Source organism: Ramlibacter cellulosilyticus, assembly GCF_014297465.1.
In the GTDB taxonomy this organism is placed as follows: Bacteria; Pseudomonadota; Gammaproteobacteria; order Burkholderiales; family Burkholderiaceae_C; genus Ramlibacter; species Ramlibacter cellulosilyticus.
Genome location: NZ_JACORT010000008.1, coordinates 25,285 through 39,428 on the forward strand (window position 1 = coordinate 25,285; position 14,144 = coordinate 39,428).

The window sequence follows — 14,144 nt, forward strand, 5'->3', positions numbered from 1 at the left end:
ATGAGCAGAGCCGGAAGTTGACCCGGCAGGGCATTCGCCCCTCGTCCGCGTCAGCCTTCCGTAGGATCCGCGGTGCGATGCGTGAATCCATCACGAAGGTGACGTGCTCCCCGGCGCAGAAGCGCTGGGTGCTGGTCGCGTCCATCCTCGGTTCCAGTCTCGCCTTCGTGGACGGCACGGTGGTGAACGTCGCCCTGCCGGCGCTGCAGCGCGACCTCGGCGCCACCGTGGCCCAGGCCCAGTGGGTGGTGGAGTCCTATGCGCTGCTCCTGGCCGCGCTCCTGCTGGCGGGCGGCGCGCTGGGCGACCGCTTCGGGCGCCGGCGCGTGTTCCTCGCCGGCGTGGTGGTGTTCGCCGCGGCCTCGCTGGCCTGCGCGCTGTCCCGGGACGTCACGCAACTGGTGGCGTCGCGCGCCGTGCAAGGGACAGGCGCGGCCCTGCTGGTGCCGGGGAGCCTGGCCCTGATCAGCGCGTTCTTCCCGGAGGACGAGCGCGGGCGCGCGTTCGGCACCTGGGCGGCCTTCAGCGGCATCACGTCCGCGCTGGGTCCGGTGCTGGGCGGCTGGCTGATCGACCACTTCTCCTGGGCCTGGGCCTTCGCGGTGAACGTGCCGCTGGCCGCCGTCGTGGTCGTCGTGACCTGGCTGCAGGTGCCGGAGAGCCGTGCCGACGACGCGGGCACCCGGCTCGACCTGCCCGGCGCCGCCCTCGCCACCCTCGGCCTGGGCGGCGTGGTCTTCTTCTTCATCGAGGCGCCGGTGCAAGGCTGGGGGGCGGCACCCGTGCTCGCCGCGCTGGCCCTGGGCGTCGCCGCGCTGGCGGGTTTCTTCTTCGTCGAGCGGCGGCGCGCGTCCCCCATGCTGCCGCTCGCGTGGCTGCGCGACCGCAATTTCGCGGGCGCCAACCTGCTCACGCTGCTGCTGTACGCGGGGCTGGGCGGCGGCCTGTTCTTCCTGCCGCTGAACCTGATCCAGGTGCAAGGCCTGTCGGCCACGGCGGCCGGCGCGAGCCTGCTGCCCTTCATCGCGATCCTGTCCCTGCTTTCGCGCTGGGCCGGCGGGCTGGCCGACCGGGGAAGCGCGCGGCGCGCCCTCGTCGTGGGCTCGCTGATCGCGGCCGCGGGCTTCGCGCTGCTGGCCGTGCCGGGCACGGCGGCGAGCTACTGGACCGGCTTCCTCCCCGGCATCGCGGTGCTGGGCCTGGGCATGGCCGTCGTGGTCGCGCCGCTCACGACCACGGTGATGAACGCGGTGCCGCAGGAACACGCGGGCACGGCATCGGGCATCAACAACGCGCTGTCGCGCGTGGCGGGCGTGCTGGCCATCGCCGTCTTCGGCGCGCTGATGGCGGCGGTGTTCCAGGCGCGGCTGCGGGAGGCGATGGCGGGACTGCCCGGCGACCTCGCCGATGTCCTCTGGCGCCAGCGCGATCGCCTGGCGGCGATCCAGGTGCCGGACGCGGCCACCGCCGCGCGCGAGGCGGTCCGGCACGCCTTCGTCGCCGGCTACCGCTGGATCATGCTGGCCAGCGCGGTGCTGGCCCTGGCGAGCGCGGCGATCGCGGCCGCCTGGGTGCGCGACGAAGCGCGGCACCGCGGCTGACGCTCACGCCGGCGGCGTCCGGGCGCGCAGCAGCCAGCGCTCCAGGCCGTCGAACAGCCATTGCACGGCCAGCGCGAGCAGGGCGGCCGGCACCGCACCGGCGAGCATCATCGCCGTGTCGTTGACGGCGAGGCCTGCGACGATGCGCTCGCCCAGGCCGCCCGCGCCGATGAAGGTCGCCACCGTGGCCATGCCGACGTTCCACACCGCGGCGGTCTTGATGCCCGCGAGGATCGTCGGCAGGGCCAGGGGCAGCTCGATGCTGCGCAGCACCTGCCCTTCGCGCAGGCCCAGGGCCAGGGCGGACTGGCGCAAGCCGGCGGGGACCGAGGCGAGCCCGGCGTGCGTGTTCCGCACCACCGGCAGCAGCGCATAGACGGTGAGCGCGAGCAGCGCGGGCAGGAAGCCGATGCGGCCGACCAGCGCGATCAGGAAGGCGAGCAGCGCCAGCGAGGGCACCGTCTGCGCAACGCCCACCACGCCCATGAGCCCGCCGGCGAGCCGCGGCCGCTGCCAGGCCAGCACGCCCAGCGGGATGGCGAGCGCGACCGCCATCGCCAGGGAAGCGAACACGAGGACCAGGTGTTCGCGCAGGAGCCTGGGGAGGTCGGGCGCGAAGAGGCGCTGCAGGAAGCCCGCGCGGGGCGCGGGCGTTCCGGCCGCGGGCTGCTCTGGCGCCGCCGCCTGGCCGTGCGCGAGGAATGCGCGCGCGACTTCGGCGAAGGGCTTGCCGTCGATCTCCACGGCGCCGTTCATGGCGCGCATCGCGTCTTCGTCGATGCGGCCGGCCAACGCCGCCAGCGGGCGATCGTCGACGCCCGCGCGCATCAGCAGCACCGCGTCGTAGCGCGGGAAGAAGTCGCGGTCGTCGCGCAGCACGCGCAGCTTCAGGCGTGCGATCTGCGCGTCGGTCGTGTACGCGTCGACGACGTCCACCTGCTTCGCGGCCAGCGCCTGGTAGGCGAGGCCGTGGTCCAGGCCGCTGCCGGGCGTGAACGGGATCGCATAGGCCTTCTGCAGCGCGGGCCAGCCGTCGGCGCGCACGAGGAATTCGTGCGAGAGGCCGAAGCGCAGGGGGGCCTGGCTGCGGGCGAGGTCGGAGATCGTCGCGATGCCCAGGCGGGCCGCGTCGTCCTCGCGCATGGCGAGCGCATAGCCGTTGTTGAAGCCGAGCGGCACGGCCGCCTTCAGCCCGCGCGGCGCCAGCCAGGCGTTGATCTGCGCCAGCGTCGGCGCCGGCTCGTCGCGCTTCAGCAGCTCGCGCACGATCGTGCCCGTGTACTCGGGGTAGAGGGCGATGCTGCCTGTCGCGAGCGCCTGCTCCATCACCGCGGTGTTGCCGAGGCCCTGGCGGTGCACGGCCGGCGTGCCCGCGTCGGCCAGCACCTGGCGCACGATCTCGCCGAGGATGTAGCTTTCGGTGAAGCGCTTGGAGCCGACCACCACGGGCTGCGCGGCCAGCGTGCCGGCAGCCAGCAGCAGGAACAGCAGGGTGAGGCGCCGTGCGAATCCCATGCCTTGCGGCTCCTAGTCGTCGCGCGCGTCCCAGCCGGGCAGGCGCTCGTCGCCGCGCTTGCGCCGCGCCTCGGCTTCCTCGCGCTCGCGCGCCATCTGCGCCTCCAGCTGCTGGCGGCCTTCCTTGACCACCGCGATCATCTTGGCGCGGTCGCGGTGGTAGGGGTACATGGTCTCGAACAGGGCCAGGTTGTGCCGCCGGAAGCGCATGGCCTGGCGCCGCGCCTCTGCGGGCTGCTGGCCCAGGAGTTCCAGCACGCGCCGTCCCGTGCGCAGGCTGGACTCGAACACCTCGCGGTCCACCTTGTCCACGCCGCGGTCGCGCAGCTCGTTCCAGTGCGTGACGTCGCGCGCCCGCGCCACGAGTTCCAGCTGCGGGAAGTGCTCGCGCACGAGGTCGACGATGCGCAGCGACTGCTCGCGGTCGTCCACCGCCACGACGAACACGCGCGCGCCCGCCGCGCCGGCCGTGCGCAGCAGGTCCAGCCGGGTCGCGTCGCCGTAGTGCACCTTGTAGCCGAAGGCGCGCGCGGCCTCGATCATGTCGGCGTCGTGGTCCAGCACGGTGGAGCCTATGCCCTGCGCATTGAGCAGGCGGCCCACCATCTGCCCGTAGCGGCCGAAGCCCGCGATGATCACCGGCGCGTGCTGCGGGTCGCTCAGTTCCTCCATCGTGCGCTTGCGGCCGGCGGCCAGCCGCGCAGACCACCTGTCGGCGGCCAGCAGCATCAGCGGCGTGAGCAGCATGGACAGCGTGATTGCCGCCACCAGCAGCGACGACGTGCCGGCGTCGATGAGGCGCGCGCCGGTGGCGGTCTGCAGCACCACGAAGCCCACTTCGCCGCCCTGCGCCAGCAGCACGATGAACAGCGGCCGCTCGGGCGCCGGGATCTCCATGCCGCGCGCCATCAGCACCAGCACGACGCCCTTGGCCGCGAGGAAGCCGAACACGATGGCGGCGACGAGCAGCGGCTGCTTCGCCACGACAGCGAAGTCGATCGTCATGCCGATCGCGATGAAGAAGAGGCCCAGCAGCAGCCCCTTGAAAGGCTCGATGTCGGTCTCGAGCTCGCGACGGTATTCGCTCTCGGCGAGCAGGACGCCGGCCAGGAAGGCGCCCAGCGCCATGGAGAGGCCCACGGACTGCATCAGCGCCGCCGTCGCCACCACGAGCAGCAACGCCGCGGCGGTGAAGATCTCCGGCGAGTCGCTGCGGGCGATCCAGCGCAGCGTCGGGCGCAGCAGCAGGCGGCCGCCGAGGATGATCGCCGCGACGACGCCCACCACCTTGGCGGCTGCCTGCCAGCCGCCCGCCTCCGCGCCGCCCCCCGTGACCATCAGCAGCGGCAGCAGGGCCAGGATGGGGATCGCGGCCACGTCCTGCAGCAGGAGCACGCTCAGCATGCTGCGGCCGGCCGTCGTCGGCAGCAGGTTGCGGTCCGCCATGGCGCGCAGGCCCGTCGCCGTGGACGAATCCGCCAGCGCCAGCGAGGCGGCCAGCGCGATGCGCCAGTCCACGCCGAAGGCCACGGCGATGGCCGTCATGACCGCGGCGGACCCGAACAGCTGCACGCTGCCCCAGCCGAAGATGGGCCGGCGCAGGCTCCACAGCCGCCGCGGCTCGAGCTCGAGGCCCACCAGGAACAGCATGAGCACCACGCCGAACTCCGCGAAGTGCAGCACGTCCTGCACGTTCGCCACCAGGCGCAGGCCCCAGGGCCCGATGACGATGCCGGCGGCGAGGTAGCCGAGGATCGCCCCCAGGCCGAGGGCGCGCGAGAGCGGCACCACGATCACGGCCGCGGCGAGGTACACGAGGCTGCCGGACAGCCAGCCGGGAATGTGGTGCTCCATCAGCGCGCCTCGTTCGGGTTGGGCAGCGGGCGGTCGCTGGTGGGGACGTCGATCACCGGGCAGGCACCCAGCTCCTCGAGTTCCGGCCAGTCCGGGTAGCTGCCCAGGCGCTGCGCGAACACGTCGACGTGCCGGCGCACCTCGTCCGGGTCGGCCCTGCGTGCCCCGTGCAGCAGCAGCGGCGGCAGGAAGCGCATGCCGCACAGCGTGGCCGTCTGCTCGTAGGGCGGCAGGAAGGCATCGAAGAAATAGCGGTTGTAGCCCTGCGGATGGTAGGAAGCCTCGGGGCCGCCCGTGCTCGCGACCAGCCACAGGTCCTTGCCGTTCAGCGCCGTCCCGCCGGGGCCGTAGGCCCAGCCGTACCCCAGGACCTCGTCGCACCAGAGCTTCATGAGGGCGGGCATGGCGTACCACTGGATCGGGTGCAGCAGCACCACCATGTCGGCCGCCTGCGCGCTTTCCTGTTCGGCGGCGACGTCGATGTCGAAATCGGGATAGGTGCCGTACAGGTCCTGCACGCGCACGTGCGGCAGGGCACGTGCGGCTTCGACGAGGAGGCGGTTGACGCGGGACTCGGCCCAGTTGGGGTGGGCGGCGATCAGGTAGATGCGGGGCGCGCCGGGCCGCGCTTCGTTGTCTGGCATGGCGCGAACATAACGCAATTCAACGCGGCGGGCGCCCGGCCGCCGCGGCGGGTGCGGGGGCCGCCCAGGCCGCGGGCTCCGCGAAGCGCGCGCCGGCCGCCTCGACGCAGGCGATGGCCTGCAGCAGCAGGTCCTCGCGCACCTCCAGGAACTGGGGGAACTCGCGCGTGAGCACGTACGCGAAGATCTCCAGCTCCATGCCTTGCGGGCCGAACTCCACGAGGCGCACGCGCGAGAGCGGGTGCTCCAGCTTCGGGTGCGCGTCGATCAGGGCCGCGATGTCCCCGCGCACGCGGCGCAGCTGCTCCACGGAGGTGTCGTAGGCCAGGCGCAGGCGGTGCTGCGCCAGGATCTTGTTGCGGCTCGCGAAATTCTCCAGCTCCGCCTGCGCCAGCACGCCGGCCGGGATCGACAGCAGCGTGTGCTCCAGGGTACGGAAGCGGACCGAGCGCAGCGTGATGTCCTCGACCGTGCAGGTGCGGTCGTTGACGCGGCAGGTGTCGCCCACGGCCAGGGCTTCGTCGGCCAGCAGCATCATGCCGCCCAGGATGTTCTCGATCGTCTTCTGCGCGCCGAGGGCGAGCGCGACGCCGATGATTCCCAGGCCGGCCAGCACCGCCTTCATGTCGAAGCCCAGGAGCGCGAGCACGACCAGCACGGCCACGAGCACCACCAGCACGTTCAGGAGCCGCTCGCCCAGCATCAGCACGGAGCGCACGCCGGTGCGGCCGCGGTCCTGCAGGTGCGTGCCGGCGCGGCCGAACAGCACGGACGTCGCGCGGTGGAGGCCCCACGCGACGGCGACCACGAGGACCACCGCCAGCACGCGCGCATAGGCGATGCGGAAGGACAGCGTGGGGCCGTACCAGGAGAGGGCGGCCGCGTGCATCGCCAGTGCCAGCACCACCACGGCCGGCCAGCGCGTGGCGCGGTACCAGGCGTCGATCGCGGCGGCCTGCGAAGGCAGCAGCCGCCGCAGCACGGCACTCAGCAGCCGCAAGAGGGGCGGCAGGACCAGCAGGGGCAGGACGAGGGTGCCGGCCCACAGGGCGAGGTCGGCGAAGGTGAAGTCGAAGATGGCGGGCGTGAACAGGCCGGAGGGCAGCACGCGCTCGGGCCAGCGGCTCACCTCCGCGGCGCCCAGCCTCGCCACGCGCGCCATGGTTTCGGAGGAGACGAGCCACACGGGCCCTGCGTCGGGATCGGTGACGCGCACGAGTTCGACCAGCAACTCCTGGTCGCCGATGCGCAGCGGGCCGATGCGCTCGCGGTCGAGGGGCAGGCCGTCGTCCACCGCACCATCGGGCGTGTCGCTGATGGAAGCGAGCGGCCGGTGGAAGTAGCGATCCAGCAGCTGCGCCAGCTCGCCGGCGAGTTCCTGCGAGCGCGTGACGGCGCGGGGGTTCGCCTGCGTGTAGCGCGCGGCCAGCGCGAGGTCGCCGCGCTGCGCGGCGCGCGCGAACGCGGCGATCGTGCGGCGGGGCGTGCCGCGGTCCAGGGGGTCGTACGCCGCGGGGGCCGACGCGGCCGCCGCGGGAGCGGCCATGCGCCCCGCCAGCTGCGCCTGCGCCGCGAAGGCCAGCGCCAGCAGCAGGCACCCGAGGAAGGCCCTCACGCTCGTTCGCACCTTGTCTTGCTTTCCTTGTGCCGGTGGGCCGGCCATCGTGGCATCGGCCGCCGGCAGGCGCCATCGGGGGCAGGGGCAGCGGCCCCTGCACGCCGGGGCGAGGTCAGGCCACCAGCGCCGCCGACTTCACCTGCGCCAGGACCGGGACCCCTTCCGCGAGCCCGAGTGCGTCGACGGCGCGCGCCGTGACGCGCGCGAGCAGCAGCGACTCGCCGCAGGCGAGCTGCACCAGCGCCTGCGAAGGATGCGCGCCCGGCGCGATCGCGCGCACGGTGCACGCGAGCACGTTCTGGATGCTGCTCGCGGCCGGGGGCTGCAGCGCCAGGCTGACGTCGCGCGCCAGCACGCGCACGCGCACGGCCTGTCCCATCGGCAGGCCGGGATCGGCGATCCACAGGGTGCCGCCGGCGAAGCGCACCTGCGCGAGCTGCCAGCGTGCGTCGCGTTCGACGAGCGTGCCGCCCAGGAGCGCGCCGGCTTCCTCGCCCGGGACCGCGGCGAGGTCCACGCGTGCCAGCGTTTCGGCCAGCGGACCCGACGCGCGCACGCGGCCGCCTTCCAGCAGCACGAGGTGGTCCGCCAGGCGCGCCACCTCGTCGCCGGAGTGCGTCACGTACAGCATCGGGATCTCGAGTTCGTCCCGCAGCTTCTCCAGCCACGGCAGGATCTCGCGGCGTCGGGCGAGGTCGACGGCGGCGAGCGGTTCGTCCAGCAGCAGGATGCGCGGCTGCGTGGCGAGGGCCCGCGCGATGGCGACGCGCTGGCGCTCGCCGCCGGAGAGTTCGTGCGGGCGGCGGTGCAGCAGGGAGGCGATGCCGAGCAGGTCCAGCAGCGGTTCCAGGGGCGCAGCGCTGCCCGAACGCTTCCGCGCGAAGCGCAGGTTGCCGGCGACGTCGAGGTGGTCGAACAGGCTCGCTTCCTGGAACACGTAGCCGAGCGGCCGGCGGTGCGTGGGCAGGACGAGGCCGCGCTCGCTGTCCTCCCACGCCGCATCGCCGATGACGACCCGCGCGCGCTCCGGCCGCTCGAGGCCGGCGACGCCGCGCAGCAAGGTCGTCTTGCCCGAGCCCGAGGGACCGAAGATCGCCGTGATGCCGTCGGCGGGCAGGCGCAGGTCGACGTCCAGGACGAAGTCCCGTCGCGGGATCCGCAGCGCGATGGCGAGGCCGCTCATCCCAGCACGCGCGGGCTGCGCCGGTTGAGGCGCGCAAGCGCGAACAGCACGGCGAAGGAGAACAGCACCATCGCCGCGGACAGCCAGTGCGCCTGCGCGTACTGCAGCGCCTCGACGTGCCCGTAGATCTGCGTCGACACCACGCGCGTCTGCTGCGGGATGTTGCCGCCGATCATCAGCACCACCCCGAACTCGCCCACCGTGTGCGCGAAGCTCAGGACGGCCGCCTGCACGATGCCGGGGCGGGCGAGCGGCAGCACGACGTGGAAGAAGGAATCCCGCGGCGAGGCGCGCAAGGTGGCGGCGACCTCCAGCGGGCGGCGCCCCACGGCTTCGAATGCACCTTGCAGCGGCTGCACCGCGAAGGGCAGCGAGTACACGATGGAGCCGAGCAGCAGGCCGGCGAAGGTGAAGGGCAGCAGCCCGAGTCCCAGGGCCTGCGTGAGCTGCCCGCCCCAGCCGTGCGGCCCGAGCGCCACGAGCAGGTAGAAGCCCAGCACGGTCGGCGGGAGCACGAGGGGCAGGGCGACCACGGCGGCGACGGGAGCGCGCCAGCGGGACGACGTGCGCGCCAGCCACCAGGCGAGCGGCGTCGCGAGCACGAGGAGGGCGAGGGTGGTGGCGAGCGCGAGCTTGAACGTGAGCCAGATCGCCTGCAGGTCGTCGGCGCCCAGGGTCATGCCTTCAGAACTTGTAGCCTGCGGCCCGCAGCACGGCGCGCGCCGCGTTGGTGCGCAGGTAGGCCAGGAACAGCGAGGCCACCGGGTTGTGCACGCCAGCCTGCAGCAGCACGGCGTCCTGCTGCAGGGGCTGGTACAGGGACGCCGGCACCACCCAGCCGGAGCCGCGGGCGACGAGCCCGGCTTCGGCGACCTGCGACAGGGCGACGAAGGCAAGCCGCGCATTGCCGCTGGCGGCGAACTGGTAGGCCTGGCCGATGTTCTCGCCGGTCACCAGCAGCGGCTGCCAGCCTTCCTCGAGGTTGAGGGCCTTGAGCACTTCCAGGGCCGCCGCCCCGTAGGGCGCGACGCGGGGGTCGGCGATGGCGAGCTTGCCCTGCGGGCGGCGCAGGACCTCGCCGCGGGCGTCCACCACGTCGCCTGTCGCGCTCCAGAGCACGAGCTGGCCGAAGGCGTAGGTGTAGCGCGTGCCGGGGCGCGCGAGCCCTTCGGCTTCCAGCTTGCGCGGCGTTTCCGCGTCGGCGGCGAGCAGCACTTCGAAAGGCGCGCCGTTGCGGACCTGCGCGAAGAGCTTGCCGGTGGATCCGAGGGAGACGATGGCCTCGTGGCCCGTGTCGCGCTTGAAGGCGGCGGCGATCTTCTGGATCGGCCCCGCCAGGTTCGCCGCCGCGGCGACCTGCACCTCGCCCGCAGCCGCCGCCAGGGGCGCGGCCAGGGCCAGGAGCAGGGCGAGGCGGCGGAGCATGGGCGCGAGTATAGGAATCTTCGCTGGCGTGGCGCGCGTGCTGTCACGTAGGCTGGGTTGCGCGCAGCGCACCCCGGCGTTTCGCGGCGGCGCGGATCGCTGGGGTGCGCTTCGCGCAACCCAGCCTACCTGGCTGCGCGCAACCCAGCCTACTTCTTCTGCGCCAGCTTCCTGTACACCGTCGCGCGGCTGATCCCCAGCGTGCGTGCGGCTTCCATCACGTTGCCGCGCGCGTCGCTGACGGCCTTGCGGATCAGGGCGATCTCCACGTCGCGCAAGGGCAGGCGCGTGTTCGCGCCGGAGCGGGCGTCGCCGGCCGATTGCGGCAGGCAGGCCAGGCGCAGGCCGGACCACAGGGGCACTTCCACGGGCGGCTGTTCGGGATGGCGGGCGCGGTCGAACAGCGGCTCCCAGGGCTGCGCGAACAGTTCGCTGCAATGCACGGGCGCCGGCGGCGTGGCGGCCAGTGCCGCCACCATCTGCCGTGCGGCGCCGTTGCTGCCGGCGACCCAGCCTTCCTCGTCGAGGCAGATCAGGCCGTCGTCGTCGTCCCCCAGCAGGCGGCCGGGCCAGTTCAGGCGCAGCACGAGGCGGTGCGGCCGCGAGAGCGCGAGGGCGTTCTCGATGCTGCGCGCCGACTGCGCCACCAGGTGCTTCAGCTCCGGGCGCTCCGCCGCGTCGATGCCGGTGAGGTCCAGCATGCCGACGCAGGCGCCGTCCGGGCCGAAGAGCGGCGCGCCGGCGCAGCTGTAGCAGCCGGTGTCGCTGAAGAAGTGTTCGCCGCGGTGCAGCCACACGGGCTGCAGTTCGGCCAGCGCCGCGCCGATGGCGGTGGTGCCCACGCTGCGCTCGGACAGGTCGACGCCGACGCGCGTGATGACGGAAGCGCGCGGGTCGCGCCGGTCGATCGGCCCGTGGGCGTCGACGACCACGCCTTCCTCGTTGGTCAGGATGGCGAAGTAGCGGGTGCTGGCGATCGCACGGCCGAGCTGCTCCAGCACCGGACGCGCCGCGGCCACCAGCGTGCGGTTCGCCTCCGCGACGCGCCGCATGTGCTGCTCGGGAACGACGTCGAACGCCACGGGGTCGTGCGGACGCCGCCCTTCGCCCAGGCAGCGGCGCCACGAGCGCTCGATCCACGCGCCTTCGAACCAGCCATGGACGAGCACGTCCGTCATGGACCGGCCTTCTTCCATCACGGCGCGCCGCGCCCGCTCGATCTGCGCCAGGCGGTCCTGCGCCGCACCCGTCACCGGAAGGCCCATCGCCACGCTCCTCTTGTCTCCTGCCGGGCAGCCCCGCCGCCCGCTGCGTGACGCATTGTTCCATTTTGAGAATTTCGCGCCACTGCCCGAACCACCTAGGGTTTCGCCTAGCAGGAGGGTGGGGTGCGAATTCAACAATGGGCGCCCCGGTCCCCACACAGGAGAGACACGAATGCTGGTATCACTCAAGGTCAACGGGAAGGCGGCAAGCGTCGACGTCGCGCCCAATACGTTGCTGGTCACCGCGCTGCGCGAGCACCTCCGCCTGACGGGCACCCACGTGGGCTGCGACACCGCCCAGTGCGGCGCCTGCACCGTGCTCGTCAACGGCCGGGCCATCAAGTCCTGCAACACCCTCGCCGCCCAGCATCCCGGCGCCGAGATCACCACCATCGAAGGCATCGCGCAGGCGGACGGCACGCTGCACCCCATGCAGGCGGCGTTCAAGGACTGCCACGGCCTGCAATGCGGCTTCTGCACCCCGGGGATGGTCATGAGCTCGCTGGACCTGTGCCAGCGCCACCCGAACGCCAGCGAGACGCAGATCCGGGAGCAGCTCGAAGGCAACATGTGCCGCTGCACCGGGTACCAGAACATCGTGAAGGCCGTGCAGCAGGGCCAGGCTGCCATGGCCGGCAAGCCCTGAGGAGACCGCCATGGGTGCCAACGAGAACTTCGCGAAGCTGCCGCACATCGGCGAGTCGTACCGCCGCCGCGAGGACTACCGCTTCCTGACCGGCAGCGGCCAGTACACCGACGACATCAACCTGCCGAACCAGCGCTACGCCGTGTTCGTGCGCTCGCCGCACGCGCACGCGACGATCAGGTCCATCGACACGTCGCGCGCCGCTTCCATGCCGGGCGTCGCGCGCGTGTTCACGGGCGCCGACATGGCCGGCAAGGTCAACGGCCTGCCGTGCGGCTGGCTGATCACCAGCACCGACGGCCAGCCGATGAAGGAGCCGCCGCATCCCGTGCTGGCGCAAGGCAAGGTGCGCTACGTGGGCGACCACGTGGCGATGGTCGTGGCCGACACCGTGGCGCAGGCGCGCGATGCGGCCGAAGCCGTCGTCGTCGACTACGACGTGCTGCCCGCCGTGGTGGACGTGCGCGATGCCGCCAGGGCAACGGCGCTGCACGACGCCGCGCCGGACAACCGCTGCTACAAGTGGGCGATCGGCGACAAGGCGCAGGTCGACGCGGTGTTCGCCAAGGCGGCGCACGTCACGAAGCTGGACCTCACCAACAACCGCCTGATCCCCAACGCGATCGAGCCGCGCTCGGCGATCGGCGCGTACAACCGCGCCACCGACGACTACACGCTCTACGTCGCCAACCAGAACCCGCACGTCGAGCGCCTGCTGATGACGGCCTTCGTGCTGGGCCTGCCCGAGCACAAGGTGCGGGTGATCGCGCCGGACGTGGGCGGCGGCTTCGGCTCCAAGATCTTCCTGTACGCCGAGGACGTGGCGCTGACGTGGGCGGCGAAGCAGCTCAATTGCGCGGTGAAGTGGACGGCGGACCGCAGCGAGGCCTTCCTGAGCGACGCGCACGGGCGCGACCACGTCACGCACGCCGAGATGGCGATGGACAGCCAGGGCAAGTTCCTCGCGCTGCGCGTGCACACGGATGCGAACCTGGGCGCCTACCTCTCGACCTTCGCGACGGCCGTGCCCACCATCCTCTACGCCACGCTGCTGGCCGGCCAGTACACGACGCCGCAGATCTACGTGGAGGTGGATGCCTGGTTCACCAACACGGCGCCCGTCGATGCGTACCGCGGCGCGGGCCGGCCGGAAGCCACGTACATGCTGGAGCGCCTGGTCACGCGCTGTGCCTGGGACATGAACCTGCCGCAGGACGAGATCCGCGAGCGCAACATGATCACGGCCTTCCCGTACCAGACGCCGGTGGCGCTGCAGTACGACGTCGGGGACTACGTGGGTGCCTTGCACAAGGCGAACGCGCTGGCGGACGTGAAGGGCTTCGAGCAGCGGCGCAAGGCGAGCGAGGCCAAGGGCCTGCGCCGCGGCCTCGGCTACAGCAGCTACATCGAGGCCTGCGGCATCGCGCCGTCCAACATCGCGGGTGCGCTCGGTGCGCGCGCCGGCCTGTTCGAATGCGGCGAGGTCCGCGTGCACCCGACGGGCAGCGTCACGGTGTTCACCGGTTCGCACAGCCACGGGCAGGGCCACGAGACCACGTTCGCGCAGGTGGTCGCGGCGCGCCTGGGCATCCCGGTGGAAAACGTCGACGTGGTGCACGGCGACACGGGCCGCGTGCCCTTCGGCATGGGCACCTACGGCTCGCGCTCGATCTCTGTCGGCGGCGCCGCCATCATGAAGGCGCTGGACAAGATCGAGACCAAGGCGAAGAAGATCGCCGCGCACCTGATGGAGACCGGCGAGGGCGACATCGAGTTCGCCAACGGCGAGTTCGTCGTCAAGGGCACGGACAAGAAGGTGACCTTCGGCCAGGTGGCGCTGACGGCCTACGTGCCGCACAACTACCCGCTGGACAAGCTGGAGCCCGGCCTCAACGAGACCGCCTTCTACGATCCGACCAACTTCACCTTCCCGGCCGGCACCTACGTCTGCGAAGTGGAGGTCGACCCGCAGACGGGCACGGTGAAGATCGACCGCTTCACGGCGGTGGACGACTTCGGCACCATCATCAACCCGATGATCGTCGAGGGCCAGGTGCACGGCGGCCTGGTGCAAGGCATCGGCCAGGCGCTGATGGAGAACTGCGTGTACGACAAGGAGAGCGGCCAGCTGCTCACCGGCTCGTTCATGGACTACGCGCTGCCGCGCGCGGACGACATGCCGTCGTTCAAGCTGGACACGGTGTGCACGCCGTGCACGCACAACCCGCTGGGCACCAAGGGCTGCGGCGAGGCGGGCGCCATTGGCTCGCCGCCGGCCGTGATCAACGCCGTGCTGGACGCGCTGCGCCCGCTCGGCGTCAAGGACCTCGACATGCCCGCCTCGCCGGCGCGCGTGTGGGAAGCCATCCAGGCGGCCAAGCCCTGAACCCGAA

At 72.4% G+C, this 14,144-nt stretch carries 11 protein-coding genes; 3 read left to right on the forward strand and 8 right to left on the reverse strand.

Features of this window, described 5'->3' with window-relative positions:
* The first annotated feature begins 77 nt into the window (after positions 1-77).
* The gene (locus H8N03_RS17760) at positions 78-1,601 is read left to right on the forward strand and encodes an MFS transporter (protein ID WP_187077551.1); all 1,524 of its coding nucleotides are present in this window, start codon (positions 78-80) and stop codon (positions 1,599-1,601) included.
* Between the two features lie 3 nt (positions 1,602-1,604).
* Here H8N03_RS17760 and H8N03_RS17765 read toward each other — a convergent pair whose 3' ends face one another.
* From H8N03_RS17765 to H8N03_RS17800, 8 genes are all read right to left on the reverse strand, one after another.
* Positions 1,605-3,116 (reverse strand): ABC transporter permease/substrate-binding protein, encoded by a 1,512-nt coding sequence (locus H8N03_RS17765; RefSeq protein ID WP_187077552.1) that lies wholly within the window; start codon positions 3,114-3,116, stop codon positions 1,605-1,607.
* A 12-nt stretch (positions 3,117-3,128) separates the two neighbouring features.
* A complete protein-coding gene (gene kefC / locus H8N03_RS17770; protein ID WP_187077553.1) occupies positions 3,129-4,970 on the reverse strand; it encodes a glutathione-regulated potassium-efflux system protein KefC in 1,842 nt (613 codons plus the stop codon).
* A complete protein-coding gene (kefF, locus tag H8N03_RS17775; RefSeq protein WP_187077554.1) occupies positions 4,970-5,614 on the reverse strand; it encodes a glutathione-regulated potassium-efflux system oxidoreductase KefF in 645 nt (214 codons plus the stop codon). Before kefF ends, kefC begins: the two co-directional genes overlap by 1 nt.
* 19 nt (positions 5,615-5,633) lie before the next feature.
* Positions 5,634-7,229 (reverse strand): mechanosensitive ion channel family protein, encoded by a 1,596-nt coding sequence (locus H8N03_RS26650; protein ID WP_187077555.1) that lies wholly within the window; start codon positions 7,227-7,229, stop codon positions 5,634-5,636.
* A 115-nt stretch (positions 7,230-7,344) separates the two neighbouring features.
* The gene (gene modC / locus H8N03_RS17785; protein WP_187077556.1) at positions 7,345-8,415 is read right to left on the reverse strand and encodes a molybdenum ABC transporter ATP-binding protein; all 1,071 of its coding nucleotides are present in this window, start codon (positions 8,413-8,415) and stop codon (positions 7,345-7,347) included.
* Positions 8,412-9,095, reverse strand: coding sequence for a molybdate ABC transporter permease subunit (modB, locus tag H8N03_RS17790; protein ID WP_187077557.1), 684 nt, complete (start codon positions 9,093-9,095; stop codon positions 8,412-8,414). Before modB ends, modC begins: the two co-directional genes overlap by 4 nt.
* A gap of 4 nt (positions 9,096-9,099) precedes the next feature.
* Entirely contained in the window at positions 9,100-9,840 is a 741-nt protein-coding gene (gene modA / locus H8N03_RS17795; RefSeq protein ID WP_187077558.1) for a molybdate ABC transporter substrate-binding protein, read from the reverse strand.
* Between the two features lie 149 nt (positions 9,841-9,989).
* The gene (locus H8N03_RS17800) at positions 9,990-11,105 is read right to left on the reverse strand and encodes a helix-turn-helix domain-containing protein (RefSeq protein WP_187077559.1); all 1,116 of its coding nucleotides are present in this window, start codon (positions 11,103-11,105) and stop codon (positions 9,990-9,992) included.
* Positions 11,106-11,277: 172 nt separating this feature from the next.
* Here H8N03_RS17800 and H8N03_RS17805 point away from each other — a divergent pair, with 172 nt between their 5' ends.
* A complete protein-coding gene (locus H8N03_RS17805) occupies positions 11,278-11,751 on the forward strand; it encodes a (2Fe-2S)-binding protein (RefSeq protein ID WP_187077560.1) in 474 nt (157 codons plus the stop codon).
* A 10-nt stretch (positions 11,752-11,761) separates the two neighbouring features.
* Entirely contained in the window at positions 11,762-14,137 is a 2,376-nt protein-coding gene (locus H8N03_RS17810) for a xanthine dehydrogenase family protein molybdopterin-binding subunit (RefSeq protein WP_187077561.1), read from the forward strand.
* The last annotated feature ends 7 nt before the right edge of the window (positions 14,138-14,144 follow it).